This window comes from Pseudoflavonifractor sp. 524-17 (assembly GCF_009935845.1).
Lineage (GTDB): Bacteria > Bacillota > Clostridia > Oscillospirales > Oscillospiraceae > Pseudoflavonifractor_A.
In genome coordinates this window covers 38,435-54,727 of record NZ_QWEK01000022.1, presented here as the reverse complement: position 1 = coordinate 54,727, position 16,293 = coordinate 38,435, and the positions used below count along the sequence as shown (strand labels likewise).

General features: G+C 62.9%; 16 protein-coding genes and 1 riboswitch. Of the genes, 13 read left to right on the top strand and 3 right to left on the bottom strand.

Going from position 1 to position 16,293, the window contains the following annotated elements; genetic code table 11:
* Positions 1 to 57: 57 nt before the first annotated feature.
* Entirely contained in the window at positions 58 to 1,152 is a 1,095-nt protein-coding gene (locus D1159_RS09765; RefSeq protein WP_161845486.1) for a glycosyltransferase, read from the bottom strand.
* 297 nt (positions 1,153 to 1,449) lie between these two features.
* Here D1159_RS09765 and D1159_RS09760 point away from each other — a divergent pair, with 297 nt between their 5' ends.
* The 13 genes from D1159_RS09760 to D1159_RS09705 all read left to right on the top strand — a co-directional run bounded on the left by D1159_RS09760 (position 1,450) and on the right by D1159_RS09705 (position 14,497).
* Entirely contained in the window at positions 1,450 to 2,376 is a 927-nt protein-coding gene (locus D1159_RS09760) for a MurR/RpiR family transcriptional regulator (protein ID WP_161845485.1), read from the top strand.
* Between the two features lie 204 nt (positions 2,377 to 2,580).
* Positions 2,581 to 3,612: a BMP family protein gene (locus D1159_RS09755; RefSeq protein WP_161845484.1), complete on the top strand. Its 1,032-nt coding sequence runs from the start codon at positions 2,581 to 2,583 to the stop codon at positions 3,610 to 3,612.
* A gap of 75 nt (positions 3,613 to 3,687) precedes the next feature.
* On the top strand, positions 3,688 to 4,668 hold the full coding sequence (locus tag D1159_RS09750; RefSeq protein WP_347563666.1) for an ATP-binding cassette domain-containing protein: 981 nt from the start codon (positions 3,688 to 3,690) through the stop codon (positions 4,666 to 4,668).
* A gap of 97 nt (positions 4,669 to 4,765) precedes the next feature.
* On the top strand, positions 4,766 to 5,083 hold the full coding sequence (locus tag D1159_RS20205; RefSeq protein WP_347563665.1) for a hypothetical protein: 318 nt from the start codon (positions 4,766 to 4,768) through the stop codon (positions 5,081 to 5,083).
* Positions 5,080 to 6,162, top strand: coding sequence for an ABC transporter permease (locus D1159_RS09745; protein WP_161845483.1), 1,083 nt, complete (start codon positions 5,080 to 5,082; stop codon positions 6,160 to 6,162). Before D1159_RS20205 ends, D1159_RS09745 begins: the two co-directional genes overlap by 4 nt.
* A complete protein-coding gene (locus D1159_RS09740; protein WP_161845482.1) occupies positions 6,155 to 7,099 on the top strand; it encodes an ABC transporter permease in 945 nt (314 codons plus the stop codon). Before D1159_RS09745 ends, D1159_RS09740 begins: the two co-directional genes overlap by 8 nt.
* Positions 7,100 to 7,117: 18 nt before the next feature.
* Positions 7,118 to 7,828, top strand: a complete 711-nt coding sequence (locus D1159_RS09735; protein ID WP_161845481.1) for a flavodoxin family protein — start codon at positions 7,118 to 7,120, stop codon at positions 7,826 to 7,828.
* Positions 7,829 to 8,000: 172 nt separating this feature from the next.
* Positions 8,001 to 8,195: riboswitch (cobalamin riboswitch) on the top strand.
* Between the two features lie 193 nt (positions 8,196 to 8,388).
* Positions 8,389 to 10,005 (top strand): ABC transporter substrate-binding protein, encoded by a 1,617-nt coding sequence (locus D1159_RS09730; RefSeq protein WP_161845480.1) that lies wholly within the window; start codon positions 8,389 to 8,391, stop codon positions 10,003 to 10,005.
* A 74-nt stretch (positions 10,006 to 10,079) separates the two neighbouring features.
* Positions 10,080 to 11,024, top strand: coding sequence for an ABC transporter permease (locus tag D1159_RS09725; protein WP_161845479.1), 945 nt, complete (start codon positions 10,080 to 10,082; stop codon positions 11,022 to 11,024).
* 1 nt (position 11,025) lies between these two features.
* Entirely contained in the window at positions 11,026 to 11,844 is an 819-nt protein-coding gene (locus D1159_RS09720; RefSeq protein ID WP_161845478.1) for an ABC transporter permease, read from the top strand.
* 13 nt (positions 11,845 to 11,857) lie between these two features.
* The gene (locus D1159_RS09715; protein ID WP_161845477.1) at positions 11,858 to 12,787 is read left to right on the top strand and encodes an ABC transporter ATP-binding protein; all 930 of its coding nucleotides are present in this window, start codon (positions 11,858 to 11,860) and stop codon (positions 12,785 to 12,787) included.
* Positions 12,780 to 13,550 (top strand): ATP-binding cassette domain-containing protein, encoded by a 771-nt coding sequence (locus D1159_RS09710; RefSeq protein ID WP_161845476.1) that lies wholly within the window; start codon positions 12,780 to 12,782, stop codon positions 13,548 to 13,550. The genes D1159_RS09715 and D1159_RS09710 overlap by 8 nt, the downstream gene beginning before the upstream one ends.
* Before the next feature lie 83 nt (positions 13,551 to 13,633).
* Complete coding sequence (locus D1159_RS09705) at positions 13,634 to 14,497, top strand: CbrC family protein (RefSeq protein WP_161845475.1); 864 nt, start codon at positions 13,634 to 13,636, stop codon at positions 14,495 to 14,497.
* A 105-nt stretch (positions 14,498 to 14,602) separates the two neighbouring features.
* Here the strand turns inward: D1159_RS09705 and D1159_RS09700 are convergent, their stop codons facing one another.
* Together D1159_RS09700 and D1159_RS09695 are read right to left on the bottom strand one after the other, a co-directional pair.
* Positions 14,603 to 15,622 carry a sensor histidine kinase gene (locus tag D1159_RS09700; protein ID WP_161845474.1) on the bottom strand — a complete coding sequence of 340 codons (1,020 nt, stop codon included), beginning with the start codon at positions 15,620 to 15,622 and terminating at the stop codon, positions 14,603 to 14,605.
* Positions 15,613 to 16,290 (bottom strand): response regulator transcription factor, encoded by a 678-nt coding sequence (locus D1159_RS09695; protein ID WP_161845473.1) that lies wholly within the window; start codon positions 16,288 to 16,290, stop codon positions 15,613 to 15,615. Before D1159_RS09695 ends, D1159_RS09700 begins: the two co-directional genes overlap by 10 nt.
* Between the last annotated feature and the right edge of the window lie 3 nt (positions 16,291 to 16,293).

Below are 16,293 nucleotides of genomic sequence, written 5' to 3'. Positions count from 1 at the left end.
CCGCGGCCCCCGCCGCCATCAGCGCCCCGAAGGCGGCGCCCAGAATCCAATACCGTTTCACTTCACATACACCCCCCTTCCGCCGGCGAGAACCGGCAGGAGACGCTGGAGGCTCTCCGCCTCCAGCTCGGCCTTTCTGGCCCGCATTTGGGCGGACATGCGGGCCAGCGCGCCGTCGTCGTAAAGGAGCGCCCGGACGGCGGCCACGCAGGCCTGTGGGTCCTTGTCCGCCGCCCGGGCCAGACCGGCCTGAAGAAGAAAGCGGGCGTTGTTTTTCTCCTGCTGAAGGAAGGGCTCCCACAAAAGCATGGGCAGCTCGGCGAAAATACTCTCAAACACCGTGATGCCGCCGGGCTTGGAGAGCATGAGATCTGCCTGAGCCATATAGTCCCACACCCGGTCGGTGAAGCCCACCACCTCGATATGGGGATATTTTCCCAAGAGACGGCGGTACAGCCGCTGGTTGCTGCCGGTGAGGATGGTGGTCTCGGCGCCGGGAAGGGCGTCAAGGGCCTCGTAAAAGCTGTCCTTCCGGGGCAGCAGGCCCAGGCCGCCCCCCATGATGAGCAGGCGGCGCTTCTCGCCGCCCTGCCGCCTGGCCAGGCGGCGGAATTCCTCTTTGACCGGAATGCCGGTGACAAGGACGCGTCCGCCGTCCACGCCCTTGGCCCGCAGGCGGTCCCGGATCTCGGGGCTGCCCACCAGATAGCAGTCGGTGTTGGCGTGAAGCCACTCGTTGTGGGTGGACAGGTCGGTGACGCAGGTAATGAGGGGCAGAGCGCTGTCCCAAAGCGTCTTGTGCCGGGACACCAGCCCGGCGCAGACCGGGTGGGTGGCAATTACCGCGTCGGGCCGGGTCTCTAGAAGAAGCTGGTCCAGCTTGTCCAGCAGGGGCGCGTCCAGCGGGGAGCGGGTGTCCGCCGGGAGATGGCTGGTCAGGCGGTAGTAGGTGTTGAACAGGCCGTATCCGTAGGTGACCAGCAGGTGAAAGGCTTTATACAGGGCCTCCGAGGCGTTGGGCATGGCGTAGGCGAAAAAGTCAACCACCTGGGTCCGGGCGTTGGGAAACGCCCGGGCCAGCTGCTGGTCCAGGGACTGAGACGCGGACCAATGGCCCATGCCAAATTTACCGGTGAGAATCAGGATATTCATCCAGCCTCCCCCTTTCCGATGGGGCAGAAGCATCTGCCAATTCTGTTTGGATGCTATTAGTATAGACGGAGAATCTTTAGAAACTACCGATCCAGGGTTTAAAATTGGCTTAAGATTTTATAAAAACAAAACCCGTTGCCCTGTAAGGTATTGGGCGGACTTCGCCAGGGGGGAAATGAAAAATGGAGGAAAACGCGCTTGAAATCTGGGGGGCGGCTATAGTAAAATGAAGCTGAAACATATATATGGATCTGGGGAATCAAATTCGTACCAATTCAGCACTTAGAGGCATATGACATGATCCGAAAGCAGGCGGCGGTCTCCGCGGAGGCCGCTGCCTTTGCCATACGGGGGACGGCGCGCAATCGGCAAAGGGAGGTAGAAGAGATGATACTCAACCAAATGGAAAAAAAGTATTCGGAGCTTTCCCCGGGCCAGCGGAAGATCGCGGATTATATTACAGAGCATCTTAACGAGGCGGTCTATTTCAACGCCAAGCAGATGGCCCAGAGGGCCGGGGTCAGCGAGTCAGCGGTGGTCCGCTTCGCGGCGTTTCTGGGGTACCAGGGATACCGGGACATGCAGCGGGACATGCAGCGGGAGGCGGAGGCGGGAAAGTCCATCGCAGAGCTGTTTATGAGCGCGATGGAGCCGGAGTCGCCGGAGGTATCCGAGTCAAAGCGGGTGTATAACCAGACCATGCGGAATATTAACGAGACGGTGCAGGGGCTTCCGGAGCACATTTATGAGCAGGCCCTGGATCTCATCTGCGGGGCCCGGCGGATTGGCGTTGTGGGCACCCGTGTGGCGGTGGCCCCGGCCCTGACACTGCAAATTCTGATGAATCAGCTTATTCCCGACTGCCAGCTCTTTCTGCCTGGAATGGATACCACGTTTGACAGCATCCGCTGGTGGGGGGAGGGGGATTTGCTGATTGCGTTCTCCTTCATGAAGTACAAAAATTTTACCTATGATCTGCTTTCCTATGGAAAGGAGCGGGGGTGCCGGATTATCTCCATCTGCGACGGCTACCGAAATTCCATTGCGGGGATCAGCGACCTGGTGATCCCGGTGCGCAGCGGGTCGGCGTTTCTCTCCTTTGTGCCCACCATGCACGTCATTGACACGCTGCTGTATAAGCTGTCCCGGCGGGAGGGAATTGACAGCGCCCGCAGCATTGAGGTGACGGATGATATCATTGACCGGTTCATCAATCACCCCTGACAGTTTGAGTTCAAATCGTGCTTGACAGAGGCGGTGCCCCAGCCCAAGGAAATGGGCCGGGATGCCGCCTCTGTCGTTACCGCCTGGTATGCAATTTTATTGCAAAAATAATTTAACTGTTGCAATTTTAGATTCATAATGCTATACTGAGTATACAGCATACGGCCGGTTTGTTGAAAAAATAATGTTTGGAGGATGGAACGGATGAAAAAGCAGCGTTTACTGGGAAGTATCCTTGCCATGACACTGGCCCTGGGGCTGGCGGCCTGTGCCGGCAGGGGGGGAACTGGAACGCAGGCAGACAAGCCCCAGGAGAGCAGACCGGCAGCCGGCGAATACAAGGTAGCGGTGCTGCTGCCCGGTTCCATCAACGACGGCGGCTGGAGCACCACAGGCTATGAGGCGGCCAAAAAGGCGGCGGAGACCATCGGCGCGGAGTTCAGCTACACAGAGACCAAATCGCCCCAGGACGCCGTTGACGCCCTGACGGACTACGGCGAGCGGGGCTTTACTATGGTGTTCTGTCACAGCTACGACTATCAGGACGCCTGCGCCAAGGTGGCCCCAGACTATCCAAATACCCAGTTCATCACCTCGGGGGGCACCATTATGACGGAGAACGTCACCCCCATCTATGTCAAGTCCGAGCAGGCCAGCTATATGCTGGGGGTGCTGGCGGCAAAGATGACCAAGACCAAAAAGGTGGGTCTGGTGGGCAGTGAGGAGCTGTCGGCCATTACGAAGACCATGAAGGGCTTTGAGCAGGGCGTGAAGGACACGGACGCCACAGTGGAAGTGGTCATTACCTATCTGGGTACCTCCACCGACGTGGGCAAGGCCCGGGAGGCCACGCTGGCCCTGGTCAACAACGGCTGCGATATCATCTTCGGCAACGCCAACGCCGCGGCCCAGGGGGTATTCCAGGCGGTGGACGAGTGCAAGGGCCAGGGGGTTCTGGGCTTTGGCAGCTACGGCCATATTACCCAGACCTATCCCAACTGCTTCATTGCGGACATGATCTCCGACTATGAGCCCGTATTTGTGGAGATGGCGGAGAAGATCAAGGACGGCACCTTTACCCCCGGAGCGCAGTATTTCGCGGATATCTTCAACGGCGGCGCAAATGTGTTCTTCAACGAAAAGCTCCCCGTGCCTGACGAGGTGATGGAGGTTTACAACGCGGCGCTGGAGGGCTTCCGGACGGACAGCATTACCATTGATATCGGCGAATATTAAGCACAGCGGCATGACAGAAACCGGGCCCGCCCCCTTTCCCCGGGAGCGGGCCGTCAATAAAGGAGCGGTGACCAGATGTATGCGTTGGAGATTCAGGGGGTTACAAAGACCTTTGGAACGCTGGTGGCAAATGATAACATCTCGTTTACCCTGGACCAGGGGGAAGTACTGGCAATTTTAGGGGAGAACGGCGCGGGAAAGACGACGCTGATGCGGGGAATTTACGGCATGGACCCGCCGGGCCGGGGGGAGATTTACATCCGGGGCCAGGCGGCGCATGTGGCCACACCCAAGGATGCCATCCGGCTGGGCATTGGCATGGTACACCAGCACTTTATGCTGATGAACCAGTTTACCGTAGCGGAAAACCTGGTGCTGGGGATGCAGAAGTTTACGGGAAAGCTCCTCAACCGCCGGGCCATCAACCGGGCCATCAGCGAGTTTTTCCAGCGCTATCAGTTTGACGTGCCGGCGGACGCCAGGGTAAAGGACCTGCCGGTGGGCCTCCAGCGGCGGGTGGAGATTATGAAGGCCCTCTTCCGGGGCGCGGAGATTTTGGTGCTGGACGAGCCTACGGCAGTGCTGACCCCCCAGGAGACCCAGTCCCTGTTTGCCATCATCCGGCAGCTGCAAAAGGAGGGGAAATCCGTCCTCTTTATCAGCCACAAGCTGGACGAGGTAAAGGAGATCAGCCAGCGGGTGATGGTCCTCCGGCTGGGCCGGGTGAGCGGCATTGTGGACACCAAGGACGCGGACGCCGGCGCCATGGCGCGGATGATGATAGGCCGGGATCTGGCCGTACTGGAGAAGAAGGGGACGGACCCCGCCCAGCCAAGGCGAAAGGTGCTGGAGGTAAAGGATCTCACCGTCAGGGATGACAAAAAAGAGGCGGTGAAGGGCCTGAGCTTTTGCGTGTACTCCAACGAGATCCTGGGTGTGGCGGGAGTGGACGGAAACGGACAAAAGGAGCTGGCGGAGGCCATCACCGGCCTGCGGAAAGCCCAGGGCGCGGCAGCGTTACTTTGGACGGCAAAGAGATCTGTAACGCCAGTGTGAGGACCATACGCAACGCCGGTCTGGCCCATATTCCGGAGGACCGGCGCAAACACGGCCTGATTATGGAGTTTACACTGGCGGCAACCAGCAAAAGGTAGTGATAGCCAGAGAGCTGGCCGCCCAGCCGGAGCTGGTGGTGGCGGTGAAGCCCACCCGGGGGCTGGATGTGGGAGCGGTGGAGTATATCCACACCTGCCTGCTGGAGCAGCGGGATCAGGGCAAGGGAGTGCTGCTGATTTCCGCGGAGCTGGAGGAGATTATGACCCTCAGCGACCGGATTATGGTGCTCCACGGCGGAGAGATTACCGGTATCGTCTATCCGGATGAGGTGACAACCCAGGAGCTGGGATTAATGATGGCGGGGGAGAAGAGCGGGAAAATGGCCCAGGGGCCCAGAGAGGATGTGAGTGTATGACCGGCCTGAAGCGCATGGGAAAAAAGAGCGCAAAATCTTTGGGATTGATTTTATGCGCCATTGTCTGCTCGCTGCTGGCGGGGGCCGTGTTTCTGCTGCTGGCGGGGTTCCATCCGCTGGAGGCGTACGCCGGCATTCTGGCGGGGGCCTTTGGCAGCAAGACGGCTATTACCCAGACCCTGACCAAGGCGACGCCGCTGCTGCTCATTGGCGTAGGCGTGGCGGTGGCCTTCAAGGGTTCTTCCTTCAACATCGGCGCGGAGGGGCAGTTCTACGCCGGCACCCTGGGCTGCGTCCTGTGTGAGATGGCCCTGCATAACGCGCCCCTGCCCTCTTGGCTGATGATAACCGCGTGCCTGCTCAGCGCCTTCCTCTTCGGTGGGATTTGGGGGGCAATCCCCGGTTACTTCAAGGCGGCGAGAGGGGCCTCGGAGGTGGTGGCATCCGTGATGCTCTCGTCGGTGATGGTGCTGCTGGTGAAATATCTGGTGGGAATCGGCGGTCCCATTGCCGAGCCCCGGGGGATCTATCCGGAAACCCAGGAGATCGCCCAGGGGGCGCGGCTGCCCTACCTGCTCTCAGGTACCCGCCTCCACCTGGGATTTCTGATTGCGCTTGCGGCGGCAGTTTTGATCTATCTCTTTTTGGAGCGGACCACCTGGGGCTATAAAATCAAGGCTACCGGGCGCAATGCGGGCGCGGCGAAATACGGCGGAATCAACGTGGGGATGGTGACGGTGTCCACCATGGCTCTCAGCGGAGGGATCGCCGGCCTGGCCGGCGGCATTGAGGTGCTGGGCACGGCGTGGAAGCTGTACCCCGGCCTATCGCCGGGATATGGCTACAACGCCATTGCCGTGGCGCTGCTGGGCCGGCTGCACCCCATTGGGATTATCTTCAGCGCGCTGCTTTTCGGGATGCTGAATACCGGCTCCAACCAGATGGCGCGCAGCGCCGGGATTCCCAGTACGCTGGCGGCGATTTTGCAGGCGCTGGTGCTCCTGTTTGTGGTGGGATTTTCGATTTTCGAGCAAAAGTCGCTCTTTGTCCGAAAGAAAGGGGGGGCACAGAATGGGTAATGGGTTTACTCCGGCGGTTCTGCTGTCTCTTTTGCAGGCCACTGTTCGAATGGCCACCCCCTATACGCTGGCGGCCATCGGCGGGATTTACTCCGACAAGGCGGGGGTGAGCAGCATTGAGCTGGAGGGCATTCTGCTGCTGGGGGCGTTCAGCGGCTTTACCGCCGCCAGCTTCTCGGGAAGCCTGTGGCTGGGCCTGCTGGCGGCGGCGGTATCCGGCGTGCTGCTGGCGGCGGTCTACGGCTATATGGTGGTGTTTTTAGGGAGTAAATCCGCCCTGGTGGGCACGGCGGTGGTGCTGCTGGCCAGCGGGCTGACCAGCTTCTATTTCCGCAGCCTGTTCGGGGTCTCGGTGGAGTTCCCCTCCATCACGCCCTTTGGGGACTGGAAGGTGCCGCTGCTGGGGGCTCTCCCTTTGGTAGGAGAGATTCTGTTCCGGCAAAATGTGCTGGTGTACCTGTCCTTCCTTCTGGTGCTGGCCACCTGGTTCTTCTTCTCCAAGACGGCCCTGGGACTTCAGTGCCGGGCTATGGGGGAGAATCCCTACGCCGCGGATACACTGGGGCTGGCCGTGCGCCGGTACCGGTTTGCCAGCGTATTGCTCACAGGGGCCATTGCCGGTGTGGCGGGGGCGTGTCTGTCGGTGGCGGCCTCCGGCAGCTTCGTGGAGGGCATGTCGGCGGAAAAGGGCTACGCCGCGTTTGCGATTATTATTTTGGGAAAATATCACCCGATTGGAGCCTTTTTAGGCTGTCTGCTGTATGGATTTGCGGACGCGCTGCAGCTCAATCTCCAGGCCATCGGGGTTGACGTGCCCTATCAGTTCATGCTGATGCTGCCCTATCTCTTTACCCTGGCGGTTATGTTTGTGTCGGGGAGCGGCAATCAGCCGGAGGGGCACGGAACATTCTTTCAGAAGGGAGGCCAATCCGTTTAAAACGGGATTTGAGGCGATATGACAACGGACCGAGTGAAACTGCTGGGGATCTGCGGCAGTCCCCGGGACAGCGTGACAAAGCAGGCGCTGGCGGCGGCGCTGAACGCGGCGGAGTCTGTGGGCGGCGTGGAGGTATATGGCATTTATCTGCACGGAAAAAACATACAGTGCTGCCGCAACTGCGGCGTCTGCCTAAAGCTCCAGTGCGGCTACTGCCCGGTGATCCGGGACGATATGTGCCGGGAGTACTATGAGCTGTACAGAAAGTGCGATGGAATCATCCTGGCCACGCCCCTGTACTATATGACGGCCACCGGACTGCTGCAAAACTTCATGAGCCGCATGAGGCCCTTCAGCCGGGACGCGCGCCAGGGGGCGTTTGGAAGCCGTATGGGCGGAAGCATTGCGGTGGGCGGAATGAGAAACGGAGGGCAGGATTTCTGCCTGTCGGTGCTCAACAATATGCTGCAGGCGACGGGGACAAACATTGTGGGCGGCGGCGTGCCGTTTTATAACGGCGCATCGGTGTGCTCCGGCAACGGCAGCGAGCTGAAGGACGAGATCGGCATGGCGGAGGCGGAGGCGCTGGGAAAAAAAGTGGCCTATATGTGCAAAATCGTCCGCCAGGGGCTCCGCGCCGCCGGGGAGAGCGTCGCCAGCGCCAACTTTTTGGGTTTTGAGGACACACAGGCGCTGGCGGAGGGATACCGTGTCCGCGGACTGGGATAGCCGGCCGGACACAAGAGGGAAGCGCTGATGGCCGGCTTTCCGGCAGCCAGAGGGGCGCGGCTGCGCCCCTCCGTTTTTTGAGCCGCTGCGGACGGCGGTAAAACTGGTTTTTAAACTTCTTGCCGCCCGCCGGTTGACATTTCACCGGTTGCTGATATAATAGCGGGGACAACTGAATGTTCCTTTCAAGTGCGCGGTTCCGGTTTTTCCGGGGCCGCGAAGAGGGAATCGGGTGGAAATCCCGAGCGATCCGGTCACTGTGAGCAGGGAGCGGCCCCCCATAACGCCATTGTACCCAGGGTATGAGAAGGCGGGGGGCTGCGGAGATCTGTCAGCCAGGAAACCTGCTTGAAAGGGGATGTTGACGCTTCCGGTCAAAGCCGCTCAACAGCCTTATCAGATGGAGAGCGCCCCGATTTTTGCAGCCGCAGAGGTTAGGGGCTTGGGGTGTTGTACCCGAAAAAGCCATATCAGGGTGGTGCCTGCGCGGACTGTAGTGACAGTCCGCTTTTTTTGTTATGGGCCGCGGCGGACAGAACGGGCAGAAAGGAAGGATCGTTATGAATCCAAGAAAGCGCCTGCTTGGCAGCCTGCTGGCTGGGGCTGTGTCCCTGTGCCTGGCGGCCTGCGGTGGTCCTGCCGCGCCGGACACCGCCAGTCCGGCTCCCTCCGCCCCTGCCGCGAGTACCCCGGCGGCACACGGCAAAGAGGACGTAATCGTCCTGGCCGGCGCCCGCACGCTGGCCCCGGGGGTGGAGGACGTATACTTCTCCCACAAGCTGCTGGGGGCGTGGGAGCCGCTGATCTCCGCAGACGAGACAGGCAGCCCCGTGGGGGTGCTGGCCGAGAGGTGGCAGCGCAATGAGGACGCCACTGCCTGGACCTTTTATCTCCGGCAGGGGGTCAGGTTCCAGAACGGGGAGGCGTTCAACGCGGACATTGTGGTGGAGAACTTCAAGCGCTACCAGCTGCTGGAGAACGGGTACTCCCGGTATACCAGCTTCAGGGTGGCGGACCTCTACCCGGGTCTCATTGGCTGCGAGAAGGTGGACGATTATACCGTCACCGTCCGCTTTGAACAGCCCGTCCCCCGGCTGCTCTTCAACATGAAGGACTACGCCAGCTGTATCTTCTGCCCCGGCTCCTGGGATCCGGAGACCGGCTGCTTTACGGAACAGCCGGTGGGTACCGGGCCCTACGTCATCACCGAGGTGAAGGAGGACGAGTACGCTGTGCTGAAGGCCTTTGACGGCTACTGGGGAGAGCCGGCCAAAACGGAAAACATCCGGGTGCGGGTCATCAGCGATCCCCAGGCCCGGTACGCCGCTTTGGACAGCGAGGAGGTGATGGGGGTGCTGGACCTGGGGGCCATGCCCGCCGCCTTGGGGGACGAGCTGCTGAAGGACAGCCGCTTTGCCATGGCGGTACACACCTCCAATATCACCCACTTTATGCTCCTCAAGGGGGAGGGCACCCCTTTCTCCGATGTGCGCCTGCGTCAGGCGGTGAGTCTGGCCATTGACCGCCAGCTCATTGTGGACCAGCTCTGGGGCGGCTACGCCAAGCCCACCCAGAACCTGATCAACCGGATGTGCCCCGACTGGGTGGAGCTGCCGGTGGAGTATGATATGGACAGGGCAAAGGAGCTGGCCCGGGAGGTGCTGGGGGAGCAGCGGATCCAGGTGGACATGTATACCCGTTCCCTGTATCTGGACCGGGGGCCTTATAAAGAGATGATGGAGTATATCCAGTCCCAGCTGGCCCAGATCGGCATTGACGCCACGGTGAACATCATCGACTCCTCCACTTACTCCGAGATGTCCGAAAACGGGGAGCTGGGGGCCAATTTCATGACCCACGGCATGGCCAACCTGAACGCCTATCTCTTCCTGAACATGTACCTGGGCAGCGAGGGATCCTATAACCAGTCCCAGCACCTGGCCTATCACAATGAGTACGCGGACGGGCTGCTAACGGAGATGAGGGGCACCTTGGACGACGGCCGCTTCCACGCGCTGGCGGTGGAGCTCCAGGAGATTGCCAACACACAGCTGCCGGTGATCCCCCTGTTTTACGACACCAGCAACCTGATCTATAACCGGGAGCAGATCACCGGCTATGAGGACTTTACCGACCATGTGGACCTGTCCCATCTGGCCTGGGTGGGCGGGGTGTAAGAAGCTGCAATTTGCAGCGGGGAATGCTTTTTGCGTTCCAAGATTTGGCTGTCAATAGGGAGGGGGCAGAACCTTTGGGCCATATCCTGCGCTACACTGGAAAGAAGCTGCTGTGGACGGTCCCCATCCTCCTGGGCATCACCTTGCTGGCCTTCGGCCTGGGGCTGGCGGCCCGGGGGGACCCGGCCGTCAACCGGGCCAGCGTGGACCCGGACTACGTCCCAACCCGGGAGGAAATCCAGGCCCTGCGGGAGGCGCTGGGCCTCACCGTCCCGGCGCCGGTGCAGTACGGCCGGTGGATGGCGGGCGTGCTCCGGGGGGACCTGGGGCGTTCGCTTATGGATGACAAGCCGGTGCTGGGGGAGATGCTCCGCCTGCTGCCCAACACGCTGATCCTCAGCGGCATGGCCCTGGCGGTGATTGCGGCGGCGGGGATTTTTGGGGGCGTCCTGCTGGCCCTGTTTCACGGCCGGTTTGTGGACGCGGCGGGCCGGGCTGTGCTGGTGACGGTGATGTCCGTCCCCGGGTTCTGCCTGGCCTACTTTCTCATCTGGCTCTTTGCCCAAAAGCTGCGGGTTCTGCCCAGCAGCGGGGCGGAGGGGCCGCTGCACTTTGTCCTGCCCTGTCTGGCGGTGTCCGCCGCCTCCGCCTGCGCGGCGGCCCGGCTGCTGCGGGCCTCTTTGCTGGGGGAGCTGGGGCGGAACTACATTCTCACCGCCCGGGCTAAGGGCCTGGGGCGGGGCAGGCTGCTCCTCCGCCACGCCCTGCGCAACGCCCTGCCCCCCACAGTGACGCACATAGCCAGCGCCTTCGGCGGTCTTCTGGGGGGCTCTATGATTACGGAGCAGATTTTCTCTGTGCCAGGGATTGGGAGCTATGCGCTGGCCGCCATCCAGAACCGGGACTATACCGCCCTTCGGGGCTATGTGCTCTTTACAGGGCTGGTCTTTGTCCTGGTGTGCCTGGGCTGCGACCTGCTGTGCGCCTGGCTGAATCCGCAGATCCGATTGGGGGAGTAACATGAAAAAGGCCCTGTTTTACGCCGCCCTGGCGGTGCTGGCTGTGTTTATAACGGCGGGGATCTTCGCGGAGGTCCTGGCCCCCTGCGACCCCAACGCCGTGGATCTGGCCAACCCCCTGGCCGCCCCATCCTCCGCCCACTGGCTGGGTACCGACCACTTGGGGCGGGATCTGCTCAGCCGGCTGATCTACGGCAGCCGTTCGTCGGTATTTTTGGCCTTTTTCGCCACAGGCTGCACGCTGATGGCGGGGAGCCTGATTGGGCTTGTCTCCGGCTGGGCGGGGGGCTGGCTGGACCAGCTGCTCCAGGGCGTGGTGAATCTGTTCCAGGGCATCCCCAGTACGGCCTTTGTGGCGGCGGTGCTGGGTCTGCTGGGGCCGGGGATCCGAAGCCTGCTGATCGCGGTGGCGGCCAGCTCCTGGGCGGGGTTCTCCCGGGTGGTGCGCAACCAAGTGCTGGCCGTCCGGGAGCTGCACTACATCGAGGGGGCCAGGGCCCTGGGGGCCGGCAGCTTCTCTATCCTGTGCCGGCACGTCCTGCCCAATATCATGCTGCCCCTGCTGGTACTCGCCGCCGCCCGCGTTGGCTCCACAGTGCTGACGGTGGCCGCCATGAGCTTTCTGGGCCTGGGCCTGCGGGCTCCGGCGGCAGACTGGGGGATTATGATCAGCGACGCGAAGCTGTACTACATCAAGGACCTCAAGGTGCTTCTGGCCCCCGCCGCCTGCCTGACGCTGTTCTGTCTGAGCATTCATCTCATCGCCGACGAGCTCCGGGACCGCCTGGATGGGGAGGGCGATGGGGCCCATATGCTGTGAGGAGGGGAAAAGTATGGGGCTGAGCCTGAACGACCTGTGCGTCCGCTTCGCCACCCCCTCAGGGGAGGTTTTGGCGGTGAACCATGCGACGGTCTCCTTCCGCCAGGAGGAGGCCACGGGGATCATCGGCGAGACCGGCAGCGGCAAGTCGGTGCTGGGACTGTCCATTCTGGGCCTGCTCCCCGCCGCCGCTGTGTCCGGCCGGATCTTTTTGGATAAGCGGGAGCTGACCGCCCTGGGCGAACGGGAGATGTGCCAAATCCGGGGGCGGGAGATCGCCCTGGTGGCCCAGAATCCAGGCACGTCGTTAAATCCCAGCCTCCGGGCGGGCAGGCAGATTGAGGAGGTCTTCCGCCTGACCGGCGCGGGCCGGCGGGAGGCCAGGGCCCGTACCCTGGCGCTGCTGGAGCGGATGGGCTTTTCCCGCCCGGAGGAGACCGCCCGGCGCTACCCCTTTGAGCTGTCCGGGGGGATGCGGCAGCGGGTGTTGACTGCCATTGCGGCGGCGGCGCAGCCCCGGTGGATCATCGCCGACGAGCCCACCAAGGGCCTGGACGCGGTGGTGCGGGAGCAGGTGTACGACACCCTGAGGCTGTCCCGCCGGGAGGGGCGGTGGGGCCTTCTGGTCATCACCCACGATCTGCTCCTGGCCCGGAAGCTGTGTGACCGGATTGTGGTCATGTACTGCGGCCGGGTGGTGGAGACCGGCCCCGCCCCGGCCCTCTTCGCCGCCCCGCGGCACCCCTACACCCAGGGACTGATCGCCTCGCTGCCCCATCTGGGGATGAAGCCCATGCCCGGCTTTTCCCCCGCCTTTACCGATCAGCCCTCCGGCTGCGTCTTCCACCCCCGCTGTCCCTACGCGGAGGAGCGCTGCCGGCGGGAAGCGCCGGAGTTGACCGCCGCCGGAGAAGGGAGCGTGTGCTGTCATCGCTGTGCTTGAAGTGGAAAACCTGTCCAAAACCTTTCGCTCCGGGCTGGCGGGCCGGCCCTGCCGGGCGGTGGACGGGGTGTCCCTCACCGTGGGTCCGGGACAGACCTACGGCCTCATGGGGGAGTCTGGGTGCGGAAAGTCCACCCTGGGCCGGCTGATCACCCGGCTGCTGCCGGCGGACGGGGGAAAGGTGCGGTTTGACGGGGTGGATCTCTTAACAATCCGGGGCCGGGCGCTGAAGCCCTACCGGCGGCGGATGCAGATCCTCTTTCAGCACCCGGACACCGCCCTCAACCCCCGCATGACGGTGCTGGACAGCCTGCGGGAGCCCTTTTTGATCCACCCGCTGGCGGAACGGGGGGAGAGGGACGACATCATCCGGGAGCATATCAAGCACTACGGCATCCAGCCCGAGCTGCTGGAGCGCCGGGCCAGCCAGGTCAGCGGCGGCCAGATCCAGCGGGTGGCCCTGGCCCGGATCATGCTCCTCCGGCCGGAGTTTATCGTGCTGGACGAGCCCACCTCCATGCTGGACGTGTCGGTTCAGGCCCAGATAATGGAGCTGCTGGGGGCGGTACAGGCCGAGACCGGCGTGTCCTACCTGCTCATCTCTCACGACCTGGACCTGCTCCGCCGGGCCAGCGGATATATGGGCATTATGCACCGGGGAAAGCTCATTGAGCAGGGCGCGGCGGAGGCCCTCTTTGAAGATCCCAGGCAGCCCTATACCCAAAAGCTCATCCGCAGCTTTGACCGGATGAAGGAGCTGTGATATACTTCTTTCACTGTGATCTATTAAGACAGGCGGGGCTGCGGTATCCCATAAAGACTGCGGAAGCCGAGGGGGAGTGCGCAATGGAGGACTATCGGGCGCGGTATATCGCGCTGAAACGGGACTATGAGGCGTCAGAAGGGGACGCCGCCAGCGTCCAGGCGCTCTATGAGTACAAGGACGCGCTGGAGGAGCAGTCCGCGCCGGAGGCCCAATGGGTGCTGGTGGACGTGTGCGAGACTTTGGAGCTATACAAAACCGCCTATGACGCCCTGCGCCCCCTGGTGACCCGGGGGGACAAAAAGGGGCAGAAGCGGCTGGGGCGGCTTCTTGGGCTCCAGGGGCGGGGGGACGCCTTTGCCCTGCCCCGCCCCCGGGGCGGGAAGGAGGAGGCGCGGCAGGCGGCCCTTCTGGCGCAGCTGCCCCGGTTCCGCTACCACCCCAACCCCTTCCGGACCCAGGCCTTCCGCGTGGCGGAGCCCCCTGTGACCTGTGATTGCTGCGGAAAACCAGCCGGCGTCTGTTACGAGGGCCCCTTTTATGCGGTGGAGGAGGTGACGGCCCTCTGTCCGGCGTGTATTGCCAGCGGGCGGGCGGCCCAGAAATTTGACGGCGCGTTTCAGGACGACTGCTCCCTAGAGGAGGGGGCGGACTGCCCGGAAGCGCTGGACGAGCTGATCCACCGCACACCCGGCTACCGCGGCTGGCAGCAGGAATACTGGCGGGCCCACTGCGGGGACTGGTGCGCCTTTTTGGGCTATGTGGGCTACCGGGAGTTGAGGCAGATGGGCCTTGTGGAGGAGGTTTTAGACGACCCGATGTGGGCGCAGTGGGGCGAAGCGCCGGAGAAGGTGCTGCGCAGCGTGGAAAACGCAGGCAGCGTGCAGGGCTATCTCTTCCAGTGCCTGCACTGCGGGAAGCATCTCCTGTGGGTGGATTGTGATTAACAGGTCAAAGGGCGGCTGGTGCGCAAGCACCAGCCGCCCTTTTGCTGGGAAGGCAAGATTTGGGAAAGGAACCGGCCCCGCCTGGGAACAAAGGAGAGGCGGGGGTTATGACTCTGACAGGGTGTGCAGGCGGCCCTTGGGGAAGGTGATGGTAATCTGGGTACCCTCCCCGGGACGGGAGGCGGCGGTGAGATTCAAGCCCAGGCCCAGGCACAGCTTGCGGCAGAGATAGAGGCCCATGCCGGTGGAGCGGGCGGAGCAGCTCCGGCCGTTGGCGCCGGTGAAGCCCTTGTCAAAAATCCGGGGCAGGTCGGCGGCGGGGATGCCAATGCCGTTGTCCGCCACAGTGAGGCGGACGGCGTCCCGCTCGGACTGGAAGTCGAAGCGGAGCAGGGGATTTTGGCCCCGGTACTTTACCGCGTTGGAGATGAGCTGGCCCAAAATGAACTCCACCCACTTGGGGTCGGCGGCCACCTGGGCGGTCCACTCCCCCAGATCCAGCTGGAAGCGGTTGGCGATGAGGGGGCGGGCGTACCGCCGCACTGCGGAGCGCACCGATGCTTCCAAGGGCATACTGCGCACCAGATAGTCCCGCTCCATCGCGCCGCTGCGGGCGTAGAACAGGGCCTGCTCCACGTACTCCTCCACCTGGAACAGGCTCTCCCCCACCCCCTGGGCCAGGGGGCCGGGGTGGTTCTCCAGCAGCAGATTGGCGGCGGCGATGGGGGTCTTGATCTCGTGGACCCAGGTCTCCACATACTCCCGATAGTCCCGGCTCTCCCGGCGGGCAGCGGCCACTTGATTGTTCATGTCCCGGGCCAGCCGGACGGCGGTGTCGCGAAGGAACTCCCCCTCCCAGAACGTGGGGGAAGAGAGGAGGCTGGGGAGGAGATAGGACTCCTCCAGCTCATCCAGAAGGAGGGCGGTGTGCTGGTAGAAGGCACGCCGCTTGACATACTCCGCCCCCAAGGGGAGGAGGACGCACAGGGCCATCACCAGACAGAGAAATGCGATAACCTGTCCCCCCAGCCCCAGAGCCCGGAGCAGGGCGCTGAGGAAGGCGCAGCCCAAAGCCAGTCCCCCCAGAAGAGCCAGCTTTTCCTTAAAAAAGGCGCTCAGAGGCATAGGCAGTACCCCTGTCCCCGGCGGGTGGTGAGGGCGCCGCCCAAGCCCAGCTCCTCCAGCCGGCGGCGCAGGCGGGTGACGTTGACGGTGAGGGTGTTGTCGTCCACGAAGGCGTCCGAGTGCCACAGGGCCTCCATCAGAGCGCAGCGGGAGACAATCTCCCCTGGCTGGGCCATAAGGCGCTGGAGAATACGGGTTTCGTTTCGGGTGAGCTGCGCCGATTGGCCGTTGACGCAGGCGGCGCCCCGGCCCAGATCCAGGGTGAGGGGCCCGTATCGCAGGGTGGGGGCGGCGTCCTGGGCGGGGTAGGCCCGCTGGAGCAGCCGGGCGATCCGGGCCAGCAGGACCTGGGTGTGGTAGGGCTTGGTGAGAAAGTCGTCCGCCCCCAGGCTCATGCTCATCACCTCGTCCAGCTCGGTGTCCCGGCTGGTGACCACGATAATGGGCAGGGAAGAGGCGGCGCGGACCTGCTGGCAGATGTGGCAGCCGTCCTGGTAGGGGAGGTTCAGATCCAGCAGTACCAGATGGGCCCCGGAGGAGAGGATCTGTCCGGCCACATCGTGAAAGTCCCCGGTGGTAAGGCAGGTGTAGCCGTATCGCTCCAGCAGGGCGGACAGCGCCTGGCGGATGGAGGGGTCGTCCTCCACAATGAAGATGCGGTGTGCCATAGG

Excerpts from the sequence above, each read along its gene's own strand:
- D1159_RS09765 (WP_161845486.1), bottom strand. The coding sequence starts at position 1,152 with ATGAATATCCTGATTCTCACCGGTAAATTTGGCATGGGCCATTGGTCC.
- D1159_RS09760 (WP_161845485.1), top strand. The coding sequence starts at position 1,450 with ATGATCCGAAAGCAGGCGGCGGTCTCCGCGGAGGCCGCTGCCTTTGCC.
- D1159_RS09755 (WP_161845484.1), top strand. The coding sequence starts at position 2,581 with ATGAAAAAGCAGCGTTTACTGGGAAGTATCCTTGCCATGACACTGGCC.
- D1159_RS09750 (WP_347563666.1), top strand. The coding sequence starts at position 3,688 with ATGTATGCGTTGGAGATTCAGGGGGTTACAAAGACCTTTGGAACGCTG.
- D1159_RS09745 (WP_161845483.1), top strand. The coding sequence starts at position 5,080 with ATGACCGGCCTGAAGCGCATGGGAAAAAAGAGCGCAAAATCTTTGGGA.
- D1159_RS09740 (WP_161845482.1), top strand. The coding sequence starts at position 6,155 with ATGGGTAATGGGTTTACTCCGGCGGTTCTGCTGTCTCTTTTGCAGGCC.
- D1159_RS09735 (WP_161845481.1), top strand. The coding sequence starts at position 7,118 with ATGACAACGGACCGAGTGAAACTGCTGGGGATCTGCGGCAGTCCCCGG.
- D1159_RS09730 (WP_161845480.1), top strand. The coding sequence starts at position 8,389 with ATGAATCCAAGAAAGCGCCTGCTTGGCAGCCTGCTGGCTGGGGCTGTG.
- D1159_RS09720 (WP_161845478.1), top strand. The coding sequence starts at position 11,026 with ATGAAAAAGGCCCTGTTTTACGCCGCCCTGGCGGTGCTGGCTGTGTTT.
- D1159_RS09715 (WP_161845477.1), top strand. The coding sequence starts at position 11,858 with ATGGGGCTGAGCCTGAACGACCTGTGCGTCCGCTTCGCCACCCCCTCA.
- D1159_RS09705 (WP_161845475.1), top strand. The coding sequence starts at position 13,634 with ATGGAGGACTATCGGGCGCGGTATATCGCGCTGAAACGGGACTATGAG.
- D1159_RS09700 (WP_161845474.1), bottom strand. The coding sequence starts at position 15,622 with ATGCCTCTGAGCGCCTTTTTTAAGGAAAAGCTGGCTCTTCTGGGGGGA.
- D1159_RS09695 (WP_161845473.1), bottom strand. The coding sequence starts at position 16,290 with ATGGCACACCGCATCTTCATTGTGGAGGACGACCCCTCCATCCGCCAG.